The 4734-nt window shown below is 38.7% G+C and carries 1 protein-coding gene; it reads left to right on the top strand.

The features are described 5' to 3' along the window. Positions 1–4734, top strand: a 4734-nt coding sequence (locus EYY60_RS00120) for a SprB repeat-containing protein (protein WP_132987402.1), incomplete at both ends; no start/stop codon positions are given.

Raw genomic sequence — 4734 nt, 5'->3', positions numbered from 1 at the left:
GATCAGACGGTGAACTATTCTGTGAAAGACGCAAACGGCTGTATCGCAAACGGATCAGCTACATTATACAAATTAAATCCACCAACTATTCAGAGTATTGCTGGAACGGCTGTTACTTGTAATGCTACTTCAAGTACGGTTACTGTTACAAAAACTGCAGGAACAGGTGTTGCTCCAGTTGTTTATAGCATTACAGGGCCAGCTTCTGCAGTAACAAGTAATGCTACTGGTGTATTCAATAATTTAGCACCAAATGTTACTTATACATTCAGAATTACAGATAACAACGGATGTTATGCTGAACAATCTTATAAAGTTAATCCTGTTACACCAATTGTTGTAAATGGAAACGTTGTAAGTCATGTAAAATGTTTCGGTGTTAATACAGGAAGTGGTGCATTTACTGTTTCTGGATTTAGCGGAACATACAAATATAGTTTTGATGGAGGAGCAACAGAAGTTGTTAATCAAAGCGCAAGTACAATCAGTTTAACAAATCTTGCAGCTGGAACATACAATGTTTTAGTTACAGATGAAGTTACAGGCTGTTTTGCAAACAGTTCATTTACAATTAATCAGCCAACAGCTGCATTAAGTGCATCTTATGTTGCTGTAAATGCAAACTGTAATGTTGGTACTTCAAAAGTTACAGTAACGGCTACAGGAGGAACTGTAGCTTATAAATACTCATTTGTACAAGATGGTCAACCAATAGGAACATTAACAACTTCAAATATTGCTAATTTAGATCCTACAGTTAATAAAAACTGGGACGCTTATGTTGTTGATGCAAATGGATGTCAAATAAAATTAGATATAGCAATTGATACTGATAATGCTCCAACAGTTACGGCTACTGCAGCAGGACAATGTTTAGGCGTTGGTACTTACACTATTACTGCTTCAGGATTTGGAAAAAACCCATTGACTTATAGTATTACGGGTGCAGGTTCTGGTTTTGGTTCTTTAAATACTTTTACTGTAACTGCTTCAGGTACTTATAATGTTTGGGTAAAAGATGGTAATGGCTGTATCGCTCAGACTACGGTACCAGTAATTGTAAATGATAAATTGACAATTTCTGCTCAATTGACAAAAGATGTTACATGTGCTGGTGCAACCCCTGCTACAATTACCTTAAAAGCTTTAGGCGGTTCAGGGACTTATTCTTATAGCTATACGAGTACGCCTGCATCAGCGACTGGAACTTTTGCTGGAAATGTTTTCACAACAAGTGATGCTGCTGACTTTATCTTTACAGTGACTGATACTAAACTTTGTACAGCGACTACTACGGCTGCTGTTACAACTACGTTACCAGTTAATCCAGAAGTTACAGTTTCGCTTGGAGCTGCAATTAGTTGTAGCGGAGATTCTTCAGCTTCATTGAATGTCGTTGTGGATCCTTCTAAAGGTCAAGCACCATTTGTAATTGATGTTTATAATAATACTTTAGGTATTGATTATCTTACAAGAACTTCAGGTCTTCGTGCAGGTTCATATACTATTACAGTAACCGACGCAAAAGGCTGTACTGATGTTAAGAACATTAATATTAATGAGCCATTGCCTTTAACTGTTACTTGGGATAAAACCGATATGCGTTGTAATGCTAGTACTGGTGGAGTATCAAAAGGTGAAATTATTATCCAATCTGTTACAGGTGGAACAGGACCGTATGATTATTATGTAACAGGTATTAATGGATATAGTGCTGAAAAACACGGTATTCCTGGTACTACTGTAGTATTCGAAGTAGTAGACTTTGGTTATTATCAAATTAGAGTAGTTGATGCAAATGGTTGTTCAGAATTTAAAGACAATGTTCTTATTGCGGCGCCTGTAACAGGACTTGATATTGATATTGATACAAGTGCAACTTGTGGAGCTACAGGTGGTTCGGCTACAATCACAATAAATAGTACATACGCTGGTTCAGGGCCATTCTATTTCAATATATACAAAGGAGCTGCTGCTACGCCACCATTCGTTGCCGCTGGTACCGGAGGTTGGATTGGCGAAAGTTCTCCTGGGCAAGCTATTTACACTGGATTAACACCTGGGGTTTCTTATACTTTTGTTGTTTATCAAGTAAGTACTGGATGTTATTATTTCCAAGCTGCACCAGATCCAATCCCGACACATTCTGCTTTGGAAGTAGTTAGTGAGGTAGCAAGTAATATTACTTGTAAAAATGCTGGAGATGGAAAAGTTACTTTTGCAATTAAAAATAATTATCCTACTGTACCAGCTCCAGGAGCTTCTGTAGATGTGACTTACTCAGTAAGAGAAGCATTTACAAATCAAGAAATAATTGCTCCTACAACAATACCAGGTTTAGCTGCAGGTGCAACATCTACGTCTATAACCATAAACGCGTTGCCTGTTGGAACTTATTATATATTAGCACAAGAGACCGTAGGCCCTAATGCTGGATGTTCTGTAGTTTCAGACAGTTTTACAATTAGAGAATCTGCATTGCCATTAACTCTTACAGCTTCAGCAACATCAAAAGAAGACTGTAATAATTTAGCAGTAATTTCTGCTCAGGCAAAAGACGGAACAGGACCATATACTTATCAAGTAGTACTTTCAGGATCTTCTCCTGTAGCAACTGACTGGATTCCAGGAAACACATTCACAAAAGCAGGTAGTGTTGCAGGAATTAATTATGATGTTTATGTTAAAGATGCATATGGTTGTACTCAATTTCAAACAGTTACAGTTTTCAAATATGCAACTCCAACAATAATACCACCAGCACCTTTCTGTTATGCTGATGCTCCATTTACAATTTCGATTGTAGGAAGTCAAGATGCTACTATTGTTGGTGCTCCAACTTATAGTGTAAACGGAAGTGCTTATCAAGCTTCTCCAGATTTTACATTTAATGCAGCAGGTACTTATAATTTATCTATTAAAGATGGTAAAGGCTGTATATTTACAGTTCCATATATAGTAGAGCCTAAATTATTATTAGATGTTAAATTAACAAGAGAGTTAAGCTGTATCGTTGGAAGTGAAAAAGCTCAATTTACATTGACGCCTTCTGGTGGACATGGTACAAATGTGTATTCATACACAGTAAATGGTGCACCAGGTACAGATCCTTTCGTAGGAAATGTATTGACGACTGCTGCTGTAGGAACTTATGTATTCACAGTAACTGATAGTGAAAGTTGTACAGCTAATTTCACGATCGATTTAGATGATATTCCAGCAATTGTATTTGATGCAGTGCCTACAAACTTGACTTGTAATTTGAGTGCTGATGGTACTATTAAAGTTGATGTAACAGGCGGAGTTGGTCCGTTCGAATATCAGTTGGAAAGAGGTGTGACAATCGTTCAAGGTTTCTCTAGCTCAAATGAGTTTACAGGATTAATTGCTGCACCAAATTATGTTGTTACCGTTCGTGATGCGAAAGGTTGTACGATTACCGCTCCAGTAACTATTACGCAACCTCCAGTTTTATCTGCTGCGTCTTCAATTACAACAAATTTAGTTTGTACAGCAGGTAATAATCCATCTAAAGCGGTAGTTACGGTTGTTCCTTCAGGAGGAACTGGACCATATGAATACAGTTATGATAATGGAGTAAGTTATTCTAATGATGATACTTACGAGACATATGCGGGAGTTACCCTAAATGTGCTTGTAAAAGATAATAACGGATGTACTTTTACTTTAGTAAATGGAGTTGATGTTCCAGCATTGAATCCACCAACTGATTTGACTATCGCAACGACAGTACCAGATACTTGTACAGGTGACGCTACAGTTGAAATCACGGCTACGGTAGGCGGAACAGGCACGCTTTATTATGAGATCTTATCTCCAATAACAAGAATTAAACAAACGACTACAACATTTGCAAACTTGGCTCCAGATACTTACGTATTCCAGGTTACAGATTCAAATGGATGTACGTATACAGAATCTTATACGGTAGATCCTGTTGTGAATATTACGGTTTCAAGCACATTGCTTGCAAACGTTTCTTGCAACGGCGGATCTAACGGATCAGTTCAATTTGATGTTGCTGACCACGCAAGCGGATTTACCGCAGTGTTAATTGCTGGTACAGGAACGCTTTCAACAACAGGAAACGTTGTGACAGCTACAGGATTAGTGGCAGGAAACTATACATTGGAAGTTACCGACACAGCTACAGGCTGTAAAGCTACAGCAAGCATGACTGTTACAGAGCCGGATGCATTAGCATTGACAATCGACAAGAACAAGAATGCAAACTGTGGTTCTGATGCCAAAGTGAGCGTAATCGCTACCGGCGGAACAGCTCCTTACGAGTATTCATTTGTACCGGCAACGGCTACAGGTCCTGGAACTTATTCAGCTTCAAATGAAGCTTTATTGAATCCATTGACGACTACAAGCTGGAAAGTTTATGTGAAAGATGCCAACAATTGTGTTATCGGAACACCGCTTGCAATACCTATCGGAAGCGACGATGCGCCAACAATCACTGCTCCGGCATTGATCTGTTTTGTAGGAACATCCACTAATGTAACGGTTACTTACACATCAGACACGGATCTTGCAACAGCACCGATGTTCAGCGTAAATGGAGGAAGCTTCCAAGCTTCGCCGACTTTTGCAATCAGTGCTCCTGGAACTTACAATTTTGTGATCAAGGATGAGAACGGATGTACAGCTTCAGCTTCATACGAAGTTAAGCCTCAGGTTACTCTACAGGCTGATCTAGTTCAAGAT

This window comes from Flavobacterium zhairuonense (genome assembly GCF_004352915.1).
GTDB classification, from domain to species: Bacteria; Bacteroidota; Bacteroidia; order Flavobacteriales; family Flavobacteriaceae; genus Flavobacterium; species Flavobacterium zhairuonense.
Note: the sequence above shows the minus strand (reverse complement) of the source record. Positions and strands in the feature narration are given on the sequence as shown.